The organism is Streptomyces sp. NBC_00376 (assembly GCF_036077095.1).
GTDB lineage: Bacteria > Actinomycetota > Actinomycetes > Streptomycetales > Streptomycetaceae > Streptomyces.
The window spans coordinates 1,986,830-2,004,730 of sequence record NZ_CP107960.1 but is presented as its reverse complement, the minus strand read 5'-3'; the positions used below and the strand labels follow the sequence as shown (position 1 = coordinate 2,004,730).

General features: G+C 69.3%; 11 protein-coding genes. 10 read left to right on the top strand and 1 reads right to left on the bottom strand.

Features of this window, described 5'->3' with window-relative positions; translation table 11 throughout:
* Positions 1 to 23: 23 nt before the first annotated feature.
* The 4 genes from OG842_RS08980 (at position 24) to OG842_RS08965 (ending at position 5,998) form a co-directional block, all read left to right on the top strand.
* Positions 24 to 818, top strand: coding sequence for an ATP-binding cassette domain-containing protein (locus tag OG842_RS08980; protein ID WP_266733485.1), 795 nt, complete (start codon positions 24 to 26; stop codon positions 816 to 818).
* Complete coding sequence (locus OG842_RS08975; protein WP_401875901.1) at positions 815 to 2,143, top strand: sugar ABC transporter permease; 1,329 nt, start codon at positions 815 to 817, stop codon at positions 2,141 to 2,143. The genes OG842_RS08980 and OG842_RS08975 overlap by 4 nt, the downstream gene beginning before the upstream one ends.
* Positions 2,144 to 2,382: 239 nt before the next feature.
* Complete coding sequence (gene dxs, locus OG842_RS08970; RefSeq protein WP_266729110.1) at positions 2,383 to 4,311, top strand: 1-deoxy-D-xylulose-5-phosphate synthase; 1,929 nt, start codon at positions 2,383 to 2,385, stop codon at positions 4,309 to 4,311.
* 175 nt (positions 4,312 to 4,486) lie between these two features.
* Positions 4,487 to 5,998, top strand: coding sequence for an amino acid permease (locus OG842_RS08965; RefSeq protein ID WP_266729109.1), 1,512 nt, complete (start codon positions 4,487 to 4,489; stop codon positions 5,996 to 5,998).
* Between the two features lie 61 nt (positions 5,999 to 6,059).
* Here the strand turns inward: OG842_RS08965 and OG842_RS08960 are convergent, their stop codons facing one another.
* Positions 6,060 to 7,166 carry an LCP family protein gene (locus OG842_RS08960; protein ID WP_266729108.1) on the bottom strand — a complete coding sequence of 369 codons (1,107 nt, stop codon included), beginning with the start codon at positions 7,164 to 7,166 and terminating at the stop codon, positions 6,060 to 6,062.
* Between the two features lie 181 nt (positions 7,167 to 7,347).
* Between OG842_RS08960 and galE the strand changes: the two genes are divergently transcribed.
* The 6 genes from galE (at position 7,348) to OG842_RS08930 (ending at position 17,895) form a co-directional block, all read left to right on the top strand.
* Positions 7,348 to 8,358 carry a UDP-glucose 4-epimerase GalE gene (galE, locus tag OG842_RS08955; RefSeq protein WP_266729107.1) on the top strand — a complete coding sequence of 337 codons (1,011 nt, stop codon included), beginning with the start codon at positions 7,348 to 7,350 and terminating at the stop codon, positions 8,356 to 8,358.
* Positions 8,359 to 8,486: 128 nt separating this feature from the next.
* The gene (locus OG842_RS08950; RefSeq protein ID WP_328512185.1) at positions 8,487 to 9,548 is read left to right on the top strand and encodes a hypothetical protein; all 1,062 of its coding nucleotides are present in this window, start codon (positions 8,487 to 8,489) and stop codon (positions 9,546 to 9,548) included.
* Positions 9,545 to 11,074, top strand: coding sequence for a hypothetical protein (locus OG842_RS08945; RefSeq protein ID WP_266729105.1), 1,530 nt, complete (start codon positions 9,545 to 9,547; stop codon positions 11,072 to 11,074). Before OG842_RS08950 ends, OG842_RS08945 begins: the two co-directional genes overlap by 4 nt.
* 182 nt (positions 11,075 to 11,256) lie before the next feature.
* The gene (locus OG842_RS08940) at positions 11,257 to 12,552 is read left to right on the top strand and encodes a CDP-alcohol phosphatidyltransferase family protein (RefSeq protein WP_266729104.1); all 1,296 of its coding nucleotides are present in this window, start codon (positions 11,257 to 11,259) and stop codon (positions 12,550 to 12,552) included.
* On the top strand, positions 12,549 to 17,102 hold the full coding sequence (locus OG842_RS08935) for a bifunctional glycosyltransferase/CDP-glycerol:glycerophosphate glycerophosphotransferase (protein ID WP_266729103.1): 4,554 nt from the start codon (positions 12,549 to 12,551) through the stop codon (positions 17,100 to 17,102). The genes OG842_RS08940 and OG842_RS08935 overlap by 4 nt, the downstream gene beginning before the upstream one ends.
* Positions 17,092 to 17,895, top strand: a complete 804-nt coding sequence (locus tag OG842_RS08930) for a rhamnogalacturonan acetylesterase (protein WP_266729102.1) — start codon at positions 17,092 to 17,094, stop codon at positions 17,893 to 17,895. Before OG842_RS08935 ends, OG842_RS08930 begins: the two co-directional genes overlap by 11 nt.
* The last annotated feature ends 6 nt before the right edge of the window (positions 17,896 to 17,901 follow it).

Genomic DNA, 17,901 nt, shown 5'->3' with positions numbered 1-17,901 from the left:
CCGCCGGTCAGGCGGCGAAGGAGATGATTCACGTGTCCGCTACGCCCGTGCTGGCGTTGCGCGGAATCTCCAAGCGGTTCGGCGCCGTCCAGGCGCTCACCGATGTGGACCTGGAGATTCGTTCCGGCGAAGTGGTCGCCCTGGTCGGCGACAACGGTGCCGGCAAGTCGACGCTCGTCAAGACCATTTCGGGTGTCCACCCGATCGACGAAGGCTCCATCGAGTGGGAGGGCACACCGGTCCGGATCAACCGGCCCAACGACGCCCAGGACCTCGGAGTCGCCACCGTCTACCAGGACCTGGCCCTCTGCGACAACCTCGATGTGGTCGCCAACCTCTTTCTCGGCAGCGAACTGCGCAAGGCCTCCGTGCTCGACGAGATCGCGATGGAGAAGCGCGCCAAGGAACTGCTGGACACCCTGTCCATCCGGATCCCCAGCGTCCGTATCCCGGTCGCCTCGCTCTCCGGCGGTCAGCGCCAGGTCGTGGCCATCGCCCGCGCCCTGATCGGTGACCCCAAGGTCGTCATCCTCGACGAGCCGACCGCCGCCCTCGGCGTGGAGCAGACCGCCCAGGTCCTCGACCTCGTCGAGCGGCTGCGCGAGCGCGGCCACGGCGTCATCCTCATCAGCCACAACATGGCCGACGTGCGCGCCGTCGCCGACAAGGTGGCGGTGCTGCGGCTGGGCCGCAACAACGGAGTCTTCGACGTGGCGACCACGTCCCACGAGGAGATCATCTCCGCGATCACCGGTGCCACCGACAATGCCGTCACGCGCCGCCAGGCACGCACAGCCACGAAGGAGGACGCGAAGTGAGCGACCTCGCCAAGACCCCCAAAACCTCCACCGGGAAGCCCGCCACCGAGAAGTCCGCCGCGGCGGTACCGGAGGCCGAGCCGTCGGCGGCCCCGCTGCCCGCGGTCGACCCGCGCCTGCTCGTCCGCGAGGAGGGATTCAAGGGCTACTGGTCCGAGTTCACCCGCAAGGTGCGCGGCGGCGAGCTCGGCTCTCTGCCGGTCCTGGTCGGCCTGATCGTCATCGCGGTCGTCTTCCAGTTCCAGAACAGCAACTTCCTCTCCGCCAGTTCCATCGCCAACGTCGCCGTCTACAGCTCCGGCCTCGGCATCATGGCGGTCGGCATCGTCTTCGTGCTGCTGCTCGGCGAGATCGACCTGTCCGTCGGTTCGGTCGCCGGTGTCGGTGCGGCCGTCTGGGCCGTGCTCAACGTCAACCACGGCTGGAACGACTGGTCGGCGGTGCTCGTCGCGGTGCTCACCGGCATGGTGCTCGGCGCGCTGCACGGCTTCTTCTTCGCCAAGATCGGGGTGCCGGCCTTCGTCGTCACCCTGGCCGGTTTCCTCGGCTGGAGCGGTCTGCAGGAGTGGATGATGGGCGGTGAGGGCTCGATCAACACGCCGTCCGGCAGCATCGTCGAGAACCTCACCAACTACTTCTTCGAGGACAAGGCCGTCGCGTACGGTGTCGCCCTGGTCGCCGTCCTCGCCTACGCCGCCTCGCTCCTGATGGACAGCCGGCGCCGCAGGGCCGCGGGCCTGCCCGCCCGTCCCACCACCGAGGTCCTGCTCCGCACGGGCATCGTCGCGATCCTCTGCTTCGCCGTCGCGTACGTCCTGAACGAGCCCTCCGGCGCCCGCGGCCTGCCGCTGGCCCTGGTGATCTTCCTCGCCGTGCTGGTCGTCGCGGACTTCGTGGCCCGCCGGACCACCTTCGGCCGCCAGGTCTTCGCGGTGGGCGGCAACCCGGAGGCCGCACGCCGCGCCGGTATCAACGTCGACCGGATCCGGATCACCGTCTTCGCGCTCTCCGGAATGCTGGGCGCCTTCGGCGGCCTCTTCATCGCCAGCCTCTCCGGCGGCGCCACCAAGAGCGTCGGCGGCGGCAACACACTGATGCTGGTCATCGCGGCCGCCGTCATCGGCGGCACCAGTCTCTTCGGCGGCCGGGGCAAGGTCTGGTCCGCGCTGCTCGGCATGATCGTGATCCAGTCGATCCAGCAGGGCCTGAACATGATCGGGATGGCCAATGCCATCCAGTACATGATCACCGGCGCGGTGCTGCTGGCCGCCGTGGTCATCGACTCGGTCTCCCGCCGCACGCAGAAGACCGCAGGTCGCGCGTAAGAAGACCGTGGGCCGCGCGCAGCAGGCCTTGCGGCGCGCGTAAAGGCCTTACGAGCAGCCCTGAAATATCACATCCGCACCGTTCAGTGCCCGGCACCCCGACAGGGAGCCGGGCACTGCCGGGTGCGGGTACGCGGGGTGTGACAGCACTCTCCATGCCCGATGCCCACGCGGGCGGACGGAACATTAGACTCATCGGATCGGCATGCTCGACCAGCTCAATACGCAAGGAGGCACGGGTGGCTCTGCTGACCCGCATCGGTGGACCGCGTGACCTGGACCGGCTCACTCCCGAGCAGCTGGACCAGCTCGCCGAAGAGATCCGGACCTTCCTGGTCGACGCCGTATCGAAGACCGGTGGCCACCTCGGCCCCAACCTGGGTGTGGTCGAGCTGACCATCGCCCTGCACCGGGTCTTCGATTCACCGAAGGACAAGGTCCTCTGGGACACCGGCCATCAGAGCTACGTGCACAAGCTGCTCACCGGCCGCCAGGACTTCTCCAGGCTCAAGATGAAGGGCGGCCTGTCCGGCTACCCCTCGCAGGCCGAGTCCGAGCACGACGTCATCGAGAACTCGCACGCCTCCACGGTCCTCGGCTGGGCCGACGGCCTCGCCAAGGCCAACGAGGTCCTCAAGAAGGACGACCACGTCGTCGCGGTCATCGGTGACGGCGCGCTCACCGGCGGCATGGCCTGGGAGGCGCTGAACAACATCGCGGCCGCCAAGGACCGCCCGCTCGTCATCGTCGTCAACGACAACGAGCGCTCCTACGCGCCGACCATCGGCGGCCTCGCCAACCACCTCGCGACGCTGCGGACCACCGACGGCTACGAGCGGTTCCTGGCCCGCGGCAAGGACCTCCTGGAGCGGACCCCCGTCGTCGGGAAGCCGCTGTACGAGACGCTGCACGGCGCCAAGAAGGGGCTGAAGGACTTCATCGCCCCGCAGGGCATGTTCGAGGACCTCGGTCTGAAGTACGTCGGCCCGATCGACGGCCACGACATCGAGGCCCTGGAGTCCGCGCTCCAGCGCGCCAAGCGCTTCGGCGGACCCGTCATCGTGCACTGCCTCACCGAGAAGGGCCGCGGCTACACCCCCGCCCTGCTCGACGAGGCGGATCGTTTCCACGCCGTCGGCAAGATCCACCCCGACACCGGCCTCCCGGTCGCCACCTCCGGACTCGACTGGACCTCCGTGTTCGGCGAGGAGATGGTCAAGCTCGGCAAGGAGCGCGAGGACATCGTCGCGATCACCGCGGCCATGCTCCAGCCGGTCGGCCTGACCAAGTTCGAGAAGGCGTTCCCGGACCGGATCTACGACGTCGGCATCGCCGAGCAGCACGGCGCGGTCTCCGCGGCCGGCCTCGCCACCGGCGGACTGCACCCCGTCTTCGCGGTGTACGCCACCTTCCTCAACCGCGCCTTCGACCAGGTCCTGATGGACGTCGCGCTGCACAAGTGCGGTGTGACCTTCGTCCTGGACCGGGCCGGTGTCACCGGCACCGACGGCGCCTCGCACAACGGCATGTGGGACATGTCGATCCTCCAGTGCGTGCCCACGCTCCGGATCGCCGCCCCGCGCGACGCCGACCAGGTCCGCGCCCAGCTGCGCGAGGCCGTGGAGGTCGACGACGCACCGACGGTGGTCCGCTTCTCCAAGGGCGCGGTCGGCCCGGCGGTCAAGGCCGTCGGCAGGGTCGGCGGCATGGATGTGCTGCGCGAGCCCGGCACCACCCGTCCGGACGTCCTGCTGGTCTCCGTCGGCGCGCTCGCCCCGATGTGCCTGGAGATCGCCGATCTGCTGGAGGCCCAGGGCATCTCGACGACCGTCGTCGACCCGCGCTGGGTCAAGCCGGTCGACGAGGCCATGGCACCGCTCGCCGAACAGCACCGGGTCGTCGTCACCGTCGAGGACAACAGCCGGGCCGGCGGCGTCGGCTCCGCCGTCGCCCAGGCGCTGCGCGACGCCGGGGTCGACGTACCGCTGCGTGACTTCGGCATCCCGCCGCGCTTCCTCGACCACGCCTCCCGCAAGGAGGTCATGGCCGAGATCGGGCTGACCGCGCCGGACATCGCCCGCCAGGTCACCGGCCTCGTGGCCAAGCTGGACGGCCGCTTCGAGAGCGCTGCCGACAGCCGTTCCGTGATCGAACCCGCCCGCGACTGACGCCTGGTCCTGTCGTCAGGACCTGGCGGACACCGATACGACCGATGGGCCGGTCGGGTCACCCTGTACGGGTGGTCCGTCCGGCCCATTCGCGTGAAATCGCCCGTTCCGGCGCGCTGGGCCGCGGGTGCGGTCCCAATCATGGCGTACACGACGAGTGCGTGGAGGTACGCCGGTGACTGCCCAGCAGGACACACCACCCAGCCGTGACGGACTGTTCCGGACCAAGACGGTCGAGCAGTCCATCCGCGACACCGAGGAGCCGGAGCACGCACTGCGCAAATCCCTCTCCGCCCTGGACCTCACGGTCTTCGGAGTGGGTGTCATCATCGGCACCGGCATCTTCGTCCTCACCGGCAAGGTGGCCAAGGAGACGGCGGGACCCGCCACCGCCCTCGCCTTCGTGGTCGCCGGCGTCGTCTGCGCGCTGGCGGCGCTCTGCTACGCCGAGTTCGCCTCCACCGTCCCGGTCGCCGGCTCCGCCTACACGTTCTCGTACGCCTCGCTCGGCGAACTGGTCGCCTGGATCATCGGCTGGGACCTGGTGCTGGAATTCGCGCTGGGCACGGCGGTGGTGGCGGTCGGCTGGTCCGGCTACGTCCGCTCACTGATGGACAACTTCGGCTGGCACATGCCCACCGTGCTCTCCGGACCCGATGTGGCGAAAGGATTCGGCTTCGACATCCTGGCCTTCGCCCTGGTGCTCGTCCTGACCGTGGTGCTGGTGCTCGGCATGAAGCTGTCCGCCCGGGTCACCACCGTCGTCGTCGCCATCAAGGTCGCGGTGGTACTGATCGTGATCATCGCGGGGCTGTTCTTCGTGAAGGCCGCCAACTACTCGCCGTTCATCCCCGAGGCACAGCCGCAGCCCCCGGGCTCCGGACTGACCGCGCCGCTGGTCCAGCTGATCTTCGGTTTCGCGCCCACCAACTTCGGCGTCATGGGCATCTTCACCGCCGCCTCCGTCGTCTTCTTCGCCTTCATCGGCTTCGACGTGGTGGCCACCGCCGCCGAGGAGACCAAGCAGCCGCAACGTGACATGCCACGTGGCATCCTTGCCTCGCTCTTCATCTGCACCGTGCTCTACGTCGCCGTATCGCTGGTGGTCACGGGCATGCAGCACTACACCGAACTGTCGGTGGAGGCCCCGCTGGCCGACGCCTTCAAGGCCGTCGGCCATCCCGTCTACGCCGGGCTCATCAGCTTCGGTGCCGCGATCGGGCTCACCACGGTCTGCCTGATCCTGCTGCTGGGACAGACCCGCGTCTTCTTCGCGATGAGCCGGGACGGGCTGCTCCCGAGGTTCTTCTCCAAGACCCACCCGAAGTTCGGCACCCCGTACCGCCCGACCGTCCTGCTCGGCGTGATCATCGCGATCGTCGCCGGATTCACCAGCATCAACGAGCTGGCGACGCTGGTGAACATCGGCACGCTCTTCGCGTTCGTCGTCGTGGCCCTGGGCGTGCTGGTGCTGCGCCGCACCCGCCCCGATCTCCACCGGGCCTTCCGTACGCCGTGGGTACCGCTGATCCCCATCCTGTCGGTGGCCGCCTCGGTGTGGCTGATGCTCAATCTGCCCGCGGAGACCTGGCTGCGGTTCGGCGTCTGGATGGTCATCGGTGTGGTCATCTACTTCGCCTACGGGCGTGGGCACAGCCGGATCAACGAGCCCGTGGGCCGGCCGTAGCGCGAGGCCGTGGCAGAAGGCCGGTGCGCGACGGAGTGTCAGGCACCGGCCGTACTCGCCGTCAGCCGCCGGTGGCGGGGGACTTCTTCGCGGACTCCGGGATCGTGGCGTCCTTGCGGATGGCCTTCCAGAGGTCGTCGGCCTGCGGCTGGGCCGCCACCACGCGGTTGCGGTCCTGCTTGTCGTACGCCACCGGAAGCATGATCGTTTCCATGGTGCCCGGGTCCACGCCGTTCATCGACCGGCCGAACTCCGCGAGGGACTTGAGCGAGGCGAGCTCCTCGTCGGTGGTCAGCGACTTGGTGGCCGAGCTGGCGATCTTGTAGGACTTGGTCGGACTGCCCAGCAGGTCCTGCGACTTGACCTCGCTCAGCAGGGCGAGCAGGAACTGCTGCTGGAGCCCGATCCGTCCGAGGTCGCTGCCGTCCCCGATGCCGTGGCGGGTACGGACGTAGGCGAGGGACTCGGTGCCGTCGAGCTTGTGCGAGCCCTTGGTGAGGTCGAGGCCGGACGACTTGTCGTGGATGTCCTGCGGGACATCGACCGTGACGCCCCCGATGGCGTCCACCAGATCCTTGAACCCGGCGAAGTTGATCTCCAGGTAGTGGTCGATCCGGACCTCGGACATCTTCTCGACGGTCTTGACCACGCAGGCCGGACCGACCTGCGAGTAGACGGAGTTGAACATCACACGGTTCGCCGACGGCACCGTCGAGCCGTCCGCCTTGGTGCACTCGGGCCGGGTCACCAGGGTGTCGCGGGGTATGGACACCGCGACCGCCTTGGAGCGGCCCTCGGGGATGTGGACCACCATCGCGGTGTCGGACCGGGCGCCGCTGACGTCACCGCCGCCGCCCAGTTCCTTGTTCTCGGCACCGGCCCGTGAGTCGGAGCCCAGCACCAGCAGGTTCTGGCCGCTGGTCGGCAGCTTCTCGGGGCGGTCCTCACCGAGCGCCTCGTCGATGTCCACGCCCTGGATGTTTCCGTCGAGGCGGCTGTAGAGCCAGTAGGCGGTGCCGCCGCCCGCGAGCAGCAGGACGAGCAGGACACCGAGGGTGATCTTGAGGCCGCGGCGGCGCTTGCGAGGGCTTTCCCCGCGCTTCCGCCCGCCGCCATGTGACGCCGAACGGCCTTCGCGCGTGCCCTGGGACATGGCGTCGTGGCTCATCGTGGTCGAGTCCTCAAATCTCGTGGCCCGGGGTGGGCTGTGGAGTGCGTGGGACTCGGGTGGGGGGTGTGGCCGGTCCGTGCGTGCATGACTGAGCGTGCACTATAGAACAGAGGATCGTGCGAATGGGTGTTTTGGGCCCCGGAATCATGATCTGAGCAGCCCGAATTACTATTCGTTCATGACTTGGTTGATCACGGGTGGGGCCGGTTTCATCGGGGCGCATGTCGTCCGTGCCATGAGCGAGGCCGGTGAGCGGGTCGCCGTGTACGACGACCTCTCGACGGGCGACCGCTCGCGTCTGCCCGCCGACGTACCGTTCATCAAGGGCTCGACGCTCGACGCGGACTTGCTGCGGAGCACCCTGGCGGAGCTGCGGGTGCGCGGGGTGGTGCACCTCGCCGCGAAGAAGCAGGTGGCGGAGTCCGTCGAGCGCCCGCTGTTCTACTACCGGGAGAACGTGCAGGGACTGCAGACCCTGCTGGAGGCCGCGGCCGACAGCGAGGTGCGGGCGTTCCTCTTCTCGTCGTCGGCGGCCGTCTACGGCATGCCCGATGTGCGACTCGTCACGGAGACGACCCCGTGCGCCCCGATCAACCCCTACGGCGAGACCAAGCTGGCGGGCGAGTGGATGGTGCGCGCGGCCGGAAAGGCGCACGGCATCGCCACCGCCTCGATGCGGTACTTCAACGTGGCGGGCGCGGCCACCCCCGCCCTCGCCGACACGGGCGTCTACAACCTGGTGCCCATGGTCTTCGAGAAGCTGACGCGCGGCGAGGCCCCGGTGGTCTTCGGCGACGACTACGACACCGCGGACGGCACCTGCGTACGCGACTTCATCCACGTCGACGACATCGCCTCGGCCCACCTCGCCGCCGCGCGGGCCCTCCTCGACAGGGAGCCGGGCACCGACCTGACCGTCAACATCGGCCGCGGCGAGGGCGTCTCGGTGCGCGAGATGATCGAACTGATCGGTGACGTGACGGGGTACGGGGCCGAGGCGGCCCCGGTCTCGGCGCCGCGCAGGGCGGGCGACCCGGCCAGGGTGGTCGCCTCGGCAGACCGGATTCGTACCGAACTGGGCTGGTCCGCCCGGCACGACGCCCGCGAGATGGTCGCCTCCGCGTGGGAGGGCTGGTGCCTGAGGCACCCCGGTGCGCGTCGGACCGCCACCGCCACCAGCTCGACCTGAGCATGCCATGGCTTGTTTATGATGTCTCGATCCAGCACCCGTGACCTGCACGGGCCTGCTCACAGGGAGGGTGACGAACAGCGATGCGCAGCGCCTCCCCACGTGAAGCGAAGCAGCGGAACGAGTCGGTGGCGGAGGCTTCCGCACAGCTCGACCGAGCCCTCGGCGGCCCCTGGCTGCTGACCGGACATGACGGCAGACTGACCGCGTACGTCCACGTCGAGGGCGCCGTGCTGCGCTGGACCGAGTCCGCCCCCGGCGGCCGGCGGTGGACGGGACCGGACGTCCTGCCCGCGAAGGACATCGAACGGCTCACCGTGGTGCAGGGGCAGAATCGTTACGCCCATCTGCTGGGGCGCCGGGTCCGGCCCCGGGCCGACGGCTGGACGAACGTGGACATCATGTACGCCACGCAGTACCAGACGGCCCGCCCTATGACGCAGTGGCGCTCGCTGGGCAATCCGTTCAAGGAGATCGACAAGGCGGTCGAGACGGGCGTCCCGGCCGCCGCGGTCACCGGCGACGGCGCGCTGCACGTCTGTGTCCCGACCGGACCGGGCGGAGTCGCCCTGCGCCGCGAGGACAAGCGCGGCCGCTGGGAGGCCTGGACCCAGCTCCAGGTGTCCGGCGCCACCGACGGCCCGGCGCCCGCGGCGACCTCGTCCGGCCTGGTGGAGGTCCTCGTCCCCACCCGTACCGCGGCCCTCCAGCTCCGGCAGCCGGAGCCGGGCGGCGCCTTCGTGCGCGGCTACGACGCGGCCGTGCCTCCGCTGCCCGGATCGGTGACCGCGCTGGAGACCGCCCCGGGCCGGCTGACGTACTACCTGACCGACGCGCGGGGCGGGGGTGTGGTCGCGGTCCGGGCGGGCAGCTGGCCCGTACCGCTGGGGGGCAACCCCGGGGACGGCCGCATCGCCGCGGTCCGGACGACGGTGGACGGCTTCGACTGCACGGTACTCGCGGTCCGCGGGGCCGACGGGACGGTCAACCTCGGGGTCTGCGCGACCGAGGGCGAGCAGTCCGGCTTCTGGTGGACCGGCACCGGAATGAGCTGCACCGGAGACCCGGCACTGGCGGCCGACGGCTACGGAAGGGCGGTCGTCGCGGCTCTCGGCACCGACGGTTCACTGGCCGTCGCACGCCAGGAGGACGGCCAGGGGCTGACCCTCGGAGACTGGAGCCGGGTATGAGCGCCACGGGCCCGGCCCGGCGGGTGACGATCATCGCCGCACGCCATCGCGAGGCGGTGGCGCTCGTCGCGGCGGAGGGCGCCGGCGCGGAGCTCAGCGTGCTCTGCGTCGAGGAGGACGGCAAGGACGGGCGGGCGGCACTGGACCGGGCGCTCGCGGACGCCGAACGGCGCGGGTGCAAGGTCGCGGGCTCCCCGCGCACCGTCGGTACGCAGGACGGCGGCGACGCGCTGCTGCGGGAGTTGCGCGCACTGCGCCCGCAGCGGGTGCGCCTGGCGGACCCCGATCCGGTGCACGTGTCGTACGACCAGGAACGCGACGTCCCCTTGCACGACGAGCCGGCCGAGAACGCCGACTCGGCGCTCGCCGCGCTGGCCGCGGCCCGCGAACACCAGCTGGAATCGGGCGTCCCGGTCTTCGTCGACTGTCACCGCGCCGGTGCGGACGGGCAGCCCGGTACCGCTCCGCAGCCGCGCTATCCGCACCCGGCGCACTGGCTGACCGAGGGATTCGACGGCAGGCTCTCCGCCTTCCTGCCCTCCGCGGCGGGCGTCGTGCGATGGACGCAGCGCGAGCCCGGGGGGGCGGCCTGGCAGGGGCCGGAACTCCTTCCCGGCCCGCGGCTGATGCCCGGCCTTCGGGTGGTCCGGGACGCGCACGGCTTCCCGCACCTCTTCGCGCTGCGCCGGACCCCGCTCAAGGGCGGCGGCGAGGACGTCGCGGTGGTGCGGGCCACCCAGTACCGTACCGGGCACCCGCTCACCCCGTGGCACTCCCTGGGCAGCCCGAACCCCGGCCACCGGCACCGCAGCCGGGAGGTCGGCTTCCCGGCGGCCGCGTTCGACGGCGCGGGCGGCCTCTTCGTCTTCGTACGCAACTTCGGGCACAGCGTGAGCTACCGGCACCAGGGGGCCGACGGCGTCTGGACCCCCTGGCAGCATCTGAGCGGCGTCCGCGTCGCCGACGAGCTCGTCACCGTGACCACGGCCGGGGGAGGGGTCGAACTCTTCGCGCGGGCCAGGGACTCCGCCGCCGTGCTGCGCTGGTACCGCTCGGGGCCCGACGGCGCGTGGACCGAGGACCGGTCGGTGCCGTTCTCGCCCCGTCCGGGATCCCTGGCGGCCGGGCCCGAGCCGGGGACGGTGCTCTTCCGTGACGCGAGGACCAACGAGCCCTGTGTCTGGTGGCCGGGCGCGACGGGACCGGTGCCGCTCGGCGGCGCCGACGAAGGTGCGGGACCGGTCACCGGTGTCCGGGGCGTCGAGGCGGACGGCTGGTCGTACTCCCTGCTGGTCCGGTCCGGCCCCGGAGGCAGCTGCGCGGTGGGGGTGCACGCCGAGGGCCGGGCGGATGCGGGCGTGTGGTGGAACGCACTTCCTGCGGATTCCGCTGTGATGCCCGCAGTTGTCCGGGATCGCGCTGGGGTTGTTACCTTGGCGACCCTCGTGGCTGGATCGCAACTGAGGCTCTCTCACCGAGAGTCACCGTCCGACGGGTTCGACTTCGATATCTGGCACACAGTGTGACGGTTTGATGGCTCTGATGATCTTTTTTGCCATCTGGTTGGCTGAAACCTGTTAAGTTCTTGATAAAGTCTGTGAATCTTTCATGTGAAGGATTCGGGGGAGTCTCGTGAACATCCGGATGTCCCCTGACCGTGTATGGATCGACGGGGGCCTGCCGCTTTCGTTCTCGTGACTGAGGGGTTATGGCCAAGCTGTCCTTGCGTGCCGTCCAGAAGCTCACCTGCAAGAAGCGTGACGCCTGGTGGACGGTGATCCTGGTCGATCCCGTGGCCACGCGGATGCTCATCGTGATGGCGCGGTTCAACTTCATCACGCCGAACCGTGTGACGTGGGCGGCGCTGTTCGTCGGACTCGGTTCCGCCGGGTTCTTCCTCAAGGGCGACATGCAGTCCCTGATCATCGGTGCGGCGCTCTATCACCTGAGCTTCATCCTCGACTGCATCGACGGAAAGCTCGCGAGGCTCAAGGGCAACGGAACCGTCTTCGGCGGCTGGCTCGACTACGTCTTCGACCGCATCAGGGTGCTCTTCTGTGCCCTCGCCCTGATGGGCGGGCAGTACCTGCGCAACGGTGATGAAAGGTTTCTGCTCGCCGCGCTGATGGTCGTCTTCCTCGACATGCTCCGGTATGTCGACGCGCTCCAGATCTACAAGATGCGCATGTCGATGCGGACAAAGATCGAGAAGGTCACCCGGGAACGCCAGGAGGCCGAACGCGCGGCCGCCGCCGCCGATGGCCCGGTGGAGCCCGAGGCGCAGCAGATCCGGTTCATGGAGGACCTGCTGCGGGAGAACCCCGAGTCCGAGGCGGAGCTGCTCAAGGAACAGGCGGGCGGCGCCGGACACGTCGTCGACCTGCACGCCCAGTTCCGGCACCGCTTCCCCTGGTACCTGCGGGTGCGGCAGGCGCTGCTGCGCAGCCGGATCAGGCCGCACCTCATCAGCGGCATCGAGTTCCAGATGTTCGTCTTCATCGTGGGACCGCTGATCGGCCAGATCCTCCTGACCACGGTGATCTCCGCGGTCCTGCTGGGGATCTTCGAGCTGATCATCATGTACAAGTTCTGGCTCTCCACCCGCGACTTCACCCATGTGATGGCCGAGCTGGCCGAGCCGCCGTCCGGCGCGGGCTCCATCGCCCCCCACCTCCACCGGGGCCGGCACCGCCGCGGTGTGCAGGGCGACCCGCTCTCCGCCCCGGAGTTCCAGGCGCCGCCCGCCTACGAGGACCCCGGATTCCAGCCGTACCCCGAGCCCTACGCCTCGTACGGGGCACCGGACCAGCCGTCCCCGGACCAGCAGCCGACGCAGGCGTTCCAGCAGCTTCCGACGCCGGCGTACCAGCAGATGACACAGGCGTACCAGCAGGTCCGGACGCAGGGGTACGACCAGCAGGCGCAGGGCCGGCCGGTGTACGGCGCCCCCGGTGCCATGCCACCGAACCACGGGTACCCGGGTGATCGAGAGGGCGTCGGATGAACCACGAACAGGACACACCCGACGTCTGGGTCACGGTGGTGATCCCCGCGTACAACGCGGCCACGACGATCGGCAAGGCGCTCCAGTCCGCCGTCAACCAGACGTACGAGCTGGTCGAGGTCGTCGTCGTCGACGACGCCTCCACGGACAACACCCTAGACGTCGTGAAGAACTTCGCCGGGACCAACGGCCGCGTCCGCGTGCTGCGCCGGCCCACCAACAGCGGCGGCGTCGGCGCGCCCCGCAACCTGGGCATCGCGCAGGCCGCCGGCCGGTACGTGATGTTCCTCGACGCCGACGACGAGCTGCCGCCCCGCGCCTGCGAGCTGCTGCTGGCCGGTGCGCTGGAGAGCGGCAGCGACATCACTGCGGGCAAGGCCGTCCGGGTCAACCGGGCCACCGGCGAGAGCGAGGGCTGGGCCCCCGAGGTGTACGCGCTGGCGCGCACCGTGCCCGGCCTGGTGGAGTTCCCGCTGATGCTGGCCGACCCGATCGCGGCGGCCAAGCTGTACCGGGTGGACTTCCTGCGCTCGGGCGGGGTCTGGTTCCCCGAGGGCGTCTTCTACGAGGACACGTACTTCTCCACCGTGGCGGGCTGCCTCGCCGACGGGATCACCGTCATCACCGACCCCGTCTACCGGTGGATGTGGGAACCCGAGGGCGGATCGATCACCGGCCGCACGGGCGAGCTGCGCTCCATCAGCGACCGGGTCGCGGTGCACCGCGCCACCGACGCGTTCCTCCTAGACCGCGGCCTGTGGCAGCTCAAGGTCCGCAAGGACTCCAAGTTCCTCGCCCACGACCTGCGCCTGTACATGCGGGCGCTCGCGGAGGGCGACCCGGAGTTCCAGCAGGGGTTCGCCGAGATCGCGAGCAACTACCTCTTCTCCATCAGCGACGAGGCGTTCGAGCTGTGCGACCCGGTCGACCGGGTCAGGGCCTACCTCGTCATGTACCAGGAGATCGAGGCCGCGCTCACCACGCTCGACTACATGCAGCGCAAGAGCGTGCTGTCGTCCTTCCTCGTGGAGGAGGACGGCCGGGTGTACTGGTCGGGCGACCATCTGCACCTGCCGGACGCCCGGCGCATGCTCGATGTGACGGAGCTCGGCCTCTCGGCGGCCAAGCTCGCCCAGGAACCGCTCTTCGCCCAGCTCGACGAGTGGTCCGTGGACGAGGGGAAGCTCCGGTTCGAGGGCAGGCTGGTCAACCGCTTCGGGCGGATCGAGCCCGGACACGACCTCAAGCTGACGCTGGCAGTACGTAACCGCCACACGAAGAAGGACGTCACCGTCCCGATCGACGGCGTCGACATCGACGAACGGTTCGTCGGCTTCGGCGGCACCGTCGACCTGCCCGCCGTCCTCGGCGACGATTTCTCCGAGAGCACGGTCTGGAACGTGTCGGTCGTCGTCGAGTGGAACCGGGCCAGGTCCCGCTCCCCGCTCAACGTGCGCGACGTGGACCTCTCCGGGCTGACCTTCCTGGCGAACGGGGAGGAGCAGGAGGGCTACCGCACGATCAGCGGCAACCTCGCCCTGCGGGCCGCCACGGCGGGCCGCAAGTCCTTCGAGTCCGCGCAGAACGACCCCGACGCGCCGTGGATGTGGTGGCGCGACCGGATCCACCCGCCGATCTCCCGCCTGGACCATCCCTTCGAGATGGCCGTCGTCGTGCCCTGCTACAACGTGGCCAAGTACCTGGACGACTGCCTCGGCTCGATCGCTGCCCAGGAAGGCTTCGCCGCCACCCAGGTCATTCTGGTGGACGACGGCGCCACCGACGAGACACCCCGGATCCTCGACAACTTCGCGCAGTACTACGCCAACGTCACGGTCGTCCACCAGACCAACGGCGGACTCGGAAACGCCCGGAACAACGGCCTGGACCGGGTCACCGCGCCGTACGTCACCTTCCTCGACTCCGACGACATCCTCGGCGAGCGGGCCCTGTCGCACATGCTCCAGGCGGCCTGGCGGGACGGCTCCGAGCTGGTCGTGGGCGACCTGGTGAACTTCCCCGACCGGCCCTACGGCCCGTGGAAGCAGTACTTCGGCCAGGGCGACCGCGTCTTCGACGACTTCGCCTCCGTACCCGACCTGATCTTCAGCGGATCCGCGTGCAACAAGCTGTTCAGCACCCAGCTGCTGCGCCGGCTCGGGGTGCGCTTCGGCGAAGGGGTCCACTTCGAGGACGCCTGGGTGACCCTGCCGAGCATGCTGCGGGCCAACGCCATCAGCCTGGTCGACCGCCCGGTGTACTACTACCGCGGGCGCCCCGACGGGTCCTCCATCATGGACTCGCTGTGGAGCAAGCCGGCGAACTACCGGGACCACCTGCGGCTCAATCACTTCCTGCTGGACTACACCGCCACCGAGCGGGCCGACATCCGGCACATGTTCCAGCGCTATGCGACCCGCACCTACAAGGGCTTCCTGTGCAACGCCCGTAACGTCATGGGCCGGACGCAGCTGGAGGAGATTTTCCCGGGCATCTGCCGCCACTACGCGCAGATAGCCGACGAGGTCATCCTCGAATACGCCACCACCTCCGCCCAGCAGCTCGACCACTACGCGGCGAAGAGCGGGAACTTCGAGCTCTTCTGCAACCCGGAACCGGCGCTGGAGAACGCCCCGCTGGCGCTGGAGATCGACGACGAAGGCTTCCACCGGACCTTCCCGGGCGGCACTCAGAACACCCGGACCGCCCGCGTCAACGACCCCAACGTCGTCGTCGAGTCGGTCCGTACCCGGGGCGACGTGCTGGTCGTGGAGGGTTGTCTGGCCTTCCCAGGCATGGACATCAGCGGCCCCATGGAGAACGAACTCGAGTTCGTCTACCAGACCGCGCACGCCAAGATCGCCGTACCGCTGCGCCAGGTCGCCCGCCGCGACCTGTGGAACACCCGCAACGGCCGCGACCTGTACGCCGGCTGGTACGCGGAGGTCCCGGTCAAGGACCTGACGCGCAGCGGATTCGGGGTCGGTGACTTCCGGCTCCGGGTGCACCGCGTGGACCGCTCGCGGCAGCGCAACGTCGTCATGAAGGCACGCCTTCCGCTGCACCGGCTCAAGGGCCCCGGCCGGATCGCCGGCCACCCCTACATGCTGACCATCGGCGGCCAGGACGCGCTGCACCTGCGGCTGATCGACCGGAAGCCCGTCGCGCGGGCCAGGCACGCCCTGTGGCGGACGGCCCGCGAGATACGCATCCTCAAGACCCGCAACCCGGGCTGGCGCATGCGCCTCGCCTACTGGCTCATGTACCCGTTCCTCAACTCCCGTGAGATCTGGCTCATCGGCGAGCGGTCGGACACGGCCCAGGACAACTCGTACCACTTCTTCAAGTGGATGAGGACCCACCGCAAGCGCCGCAAGGCGTATTACGTCATCGACGGGAACTCCCCCGACTACAAGAAGGTCGCCCCCTACGGCCGGGTGATCAAGCGCGGTTCCTTCAAGCACCGGATGTATCTGCTGCACGCGACCAAGCTGATCGGCTCGTACGACTCCGAGTCGTACCTGCTGCCCGAGGGCTACCGGAAGGTGCTCTTCCTGCACCGGTTCGGTGAGCTGCTGAAGTACCAGCGGGTCTTCCTGCAGCACGGAGTCACCTACAACGACGTGACCTCGGGTGCGGACCAGCGGATCACCAGTTACGACATGATCGTGACCACCGGCCGTCAGGAGCGCGCCTACCTGGCGCGCGAGGCCGGCTTCGGCGACCGCGCGGTGCTGGCGGGCATGCCCAGGTTCGACGCGCTGCGACGGGAGCCGGGGGAGCGTCCGCGCATCCTGCTCATGCCGACCTGGCGGCAGTGGATCGTCACGGCCTCCTACAAGAAGTCCGTGGGTCCGGCCAAGACTTCCTTCACCCAGTCCGAGTACTTCCGGTTCTACCGGTCGCTGCTCTCCGACCGGCGTCTCGCCGCGGCCCTGGAGCACTTCGGCGTCGACCTGGAGTTCTTCCCGCACTACGAGATCCGGCCCTACCTGCACCACTTCCACCTCGATTCCCCCGCGATCGAGGTCGCCGACCCCGGGACGCGCAACGTCCAGGAAGCCATGAAGGAGTGCTCCCTCATGGTCACGGACTACTCCTCCGTCTTCTTCGACGTGGCCTACATGGGGATCCCCCTCGTCCATGTGCCCTTCGACGAGGAGGACTTCTACGGGCGGCACTACAAGCGGGGCTACTTCAACCTGACGGAGCACGGCTTCGGCCCGGTCTGCCGTACGGTCGACCAGGCCGTCGACGAGATCATCGCCTCGATGGCCAGGAAATTCACCGTCGAGAGCCCGTACCGCGAGCGCGCGGAATACTTCTTCGCGCACCGCGGCGCGGGCAACTCCGAGCGCGTCTACGAGGCGATCGATGCCCTGGGAACGGCGAGCGCCGCCGACCTCGGCCCCTCCGGCCCCGTCGCCGCCCTGCCCGCCACCCGTGCGCACCGGGACGACGACATGCGCGGCGTACCGGACGACGGCGCGGCGGCTTTGGACACGGCCGGCCGGGGAACGTACGAGAACGGGTGGGACCGTGCTGTCTGACTGGAGTCCCGAGCAGGGCAGGCCCCGCCGGATCTTCCTCGCGGGCGACTCCGCCGCGGTGACGCGGGAAGCGAGCAAGGCGCCCATGACGGGCTGGGGCCAGGTGCTCCACTTCTTCCTCAGCTCGCAGGAGGTGGAGATCGTCAACTGCGCGCGGGCCGGAGCGAGCGCCCGCACGTTCAGCGAGCGGGGCAGGCTCGACTGGATCCTCCAGAACATCCGCCCCGGGGACTACCTGTTCACCTCGTTCGGCATCAACGACGCCAAGCCGGAGGAGTGGCTCCGTACGGAGGCGTACGGCGACTTCCCGCACCACCTGCGGAAGTTCGTCGACGGCGCGCGCGAACGCAACGCCCATCCGGTGCTGATCAGCCCGCCGGAACGGGACACCCACGATGTGCACGGCAACCTGCCGAGGAGCATCACGGAGTACGTGATGGCGATGCGCGACCTCGCGGCCGAGTGCAGCGTTCCCTACGTCAACCTCTACGACCAGACCCACGGCTGGTGGGAGGGGCTGGGCCCGGAGGGCGTGCGCCCCTTCTTCATCCACCTGGAGCCGGGGGAACACCCGAACTACGCGGAGGGGTTCCACGACCCCGGCCACATGACGCCGGAGGGGGCCATCGCGTGCGCGCGCTATGTCGCCTACGCGCTGGTGGAGCAGCGGATCGTCCCACCGCACTGGGCCGTCAACCTCGACCGCGCGGACTTTCCTCCGGAGTGGGTGAGCTGGCTCGACGAGGAGACACACGCCGAACTGACCAGGTCACGCACGCTGGGCTCGAACTGAGAGTCG

Bases quoted from the DNA above. Each gene is read 5' to 3' on its own strand.
- OG842_RS08980 (WP_266733485.1), top strand. From the start codon at position 24: ATGATTCACGTGTCCGCTACGCCCGTGCTGGCGTTGCGCGGAATCTCC.
- OG842_RS08960 (WP_266729108.1), bottom strand. From the start codon at position 7,166: ATGAGCCACGACGCCATGTCCCAGGGCACGCGCGAAGGCCGTTCGGCG.
- galE (WP_266729107.1), top strand. From the start codon at position 7,348: ATGACTTGGTTGATCACGGGTGGGGCCGGTTTCATCGGGGCGCATGTC.
- OG842_RS08945 (WP_266729105.1), top strand. From the start codon at position 9,545: ATGAGCGCCACGGGCCCGGCCCGGCGGGTGACGATCATCGCCGCACGC.
- OG842_RS08940 (WP_266729104.1), top strand. From the start codon at position 11,257: ATGGCCAAGCTGTCCTTGCGTGCCGTCCAGAAGCTCACCTGCAAGAAG.
- OG842_RS08935 (WP_266729103.1), top strand. From the start codon at position 12,549: ATGAACCACGAACAGGACACACCCGACGTCTGGGTCACGGTGGTGATC.